The organism is Nitrosomonas sp. JL21 (assembly GCF_009833095.1).
GTDB lineage: Bacteria > Pseudomonadota > Gammaproteobacteria > Burkholderiales > Nitrosomonadaceae > Nitrosomonas.
The window spans coordinates 1-1335 of sequence record NZ_QRCB01000057.1; the positions used below are offsets into that span (position 1 = coordinate 1).

General features: G+C 46.1%; 2 protein-coding genes. Both read right to left on the reverse strand.

Translation table 11 applies throughout. The annotated features are described in order from the left end of the window. Entirely contained in the window at positions 1-579 is a 579-nt protein-coding gene (locus ABF87_RS13955) for a hypothetical protein (RefSeq protein WP_160829730.1), read from the reverse strand. Positions 580-645: 66 nt separating this feature from the next. Then, positions 646-1287 (reverse strand): hypothetical protein, encoded by a 642-nt coding sequence (locus ABF87_RS13960; protein WP_164503251.1) that lies wholly within the window; start codon positions 1285-1287, stop codon positions 646-648. Positions 1288-1335: the final 48 nt, after the last annotated feature.

The following is a 1335-nucleotide window of genomic DNA, read 5'->3' on the forward strand; positions in this document are numbered from 1 at the left end:
TCAAGCAGCGGAAGTTGTGCTTTTATTTTTTCTGCGCATGAGGAAGAAAGCGACGACTGCAATGACCAGCACGACAGGGGCGATGATCGCCGCTTTTGGCGTCGGACGTCCTTCGCCTACTGAGAATGGAAAACGCGATACATAGTCCTGCGCTCCGCCTGTGACCGTCACCAAGCCTACAAACTTCCCTTTCTCAGGAAAACTATGCTCTATGGCTATCGATGCCGAAGGATATACTTTGGGCGGTATGTGGAACACCGTGATCGCATCCAGATTCTCTTCCGAACCCGTGTCCCGTATGATTCTCACTTCTGTGGTCAGTGGACGCAGTTCTTCTTGTATGTAATCCAATGCGATCACTGTCTTGCCTACTTCCGGTATGTCTTCACAGAATTCTTCTTCTTGTGATAAAGGCTGATAACCTGTGAAGTGCATGCGGTACGGCCCTACCGTCAGTACACACATGTCATCCGCCAGCGCCAGTCCCCCATGAGCCTGCACTTGCGTTGTAAACATCACGCTTGCTGCTAATAATACCGTCAATACCACCTGTTTTATTTCTGCTAATCTTGCTGACATTATTTAAGATTTCCTGTCGTTAAATTGTTAGGTTATGATGATTTCTTCTTTTAGATCATCCATCATCTAGTGTTTCTTCGATTCTCGTGATCCCGCCCACTCTCTGAAACGTCTTGATCTGAAGAGTTTATACCCAAGTATTGTTGCCAGCAATAGGCCAACTACAGGTCCTATCCAGGCTCTGAATACTTCCGCATAATTGATCATTTCCACTCGTAAATGATATTCATAATTCAGGGGCGGCACGCCCTCAGCTGTTATCAGTACCAGATATTTCCCCTGGTCCAGCAGACTTTGAGTGCTGATCACACCGTCTTGATACAATGCCGGTCGAATGTTGGAGACAGTCTCTCCTTCTTCCACTTTACTGCCCTTGACTATCTTCATTCCTATGGGCATCTCACGCAGTGATGGATCCACCAGGTCTATCACCAATATGGCGTTTCCTGCCTTGGGTATATCCGTACAATAATGACCTTCTTCATCGACTTGGGGCTGGTAGGTGCTCAGATGAATTATATTCTCGCCAATTCGGCGCATGCAGCTGTCTTCTTCCATCGCAACTTTGCCATGAGCTCTCGCTGTATCGGTGTAAAGTGCCATCACAAAAATAACAACACATAGTCCTACCTGTGTTATTTGCCTAACCACGAAAAACCCTCCTCTAAGTGCGCGACTCTCATTTTCTTGTTTTAGTTTTGTTCGCATGATGTGCAGTGGTTTATTTCACACTGTTTTTTCTGCTGATAAAAAAAC